This is a genomic window from Psychromarinibacter sediminicola, from assembly GCF_029168335.1.
In the GTDB taxonomy this organism is placed as follows: domain Bacteria; phylum Pseudomonadota; class Alphaproteobacteria; order Rhodobacterales; family Rhodobacteraceae; genus Psychromarinibacter; species Psychromarinibacter sediminicola.
The window spans coordinates 1-372 of sequence record NZ_JARGYC010000253.1 but is presented as its reverse complement, the minus strand read 5'-3'; the positions used below and the strand labels follow the sequence as shown (position 1 = coordinate 372).

Sequence of the window (372 nt, the reverse complement as noted above, 5' to 3'; positions counted from 1 at the left end):
GCCGGGCACGCGTAAGACGACAGCGCAAGGATTGGTTTGCGCATCGCATCCCGGCGATGCAGGCGCAGCCCGAACGCGTTGTGTTCATTGACGAAACCTCGGTGAAGACCAACCTGAGCCGGTTGCGCGGGCGGGCTCTGCGTGGCGAACGCCTGGAAATGGACGCCCCATTCGGCAACTGGGGCACACAGACCTTCATCGCCGGTCTGACCCCGAACGAACTGATCGCCCCCTGGGTCATCAAGGGAGCGATGGACGGGCCAGCCTTTGCCACTTACATACGCGATGTCCTGGTCCCGGAGCTTCAGCCGGGCACTGTCGTGGTGCTCGACAACCTCGCAACGCATCGCAACGCCGAGGCCGCCGCAGCCC

General features: G+C 64.8%; 1 protein-coding gene. It reads left to right on the top strand.

Features of this window, described 5'->3' with window-relative positions:
* Nucleotides 1-372 (top strand): transposase (locus P1J78_RS25240; RefSeq protein ID WP_275570115.1); only part of this gene is annotated, 372 nt, incomplete at both ends.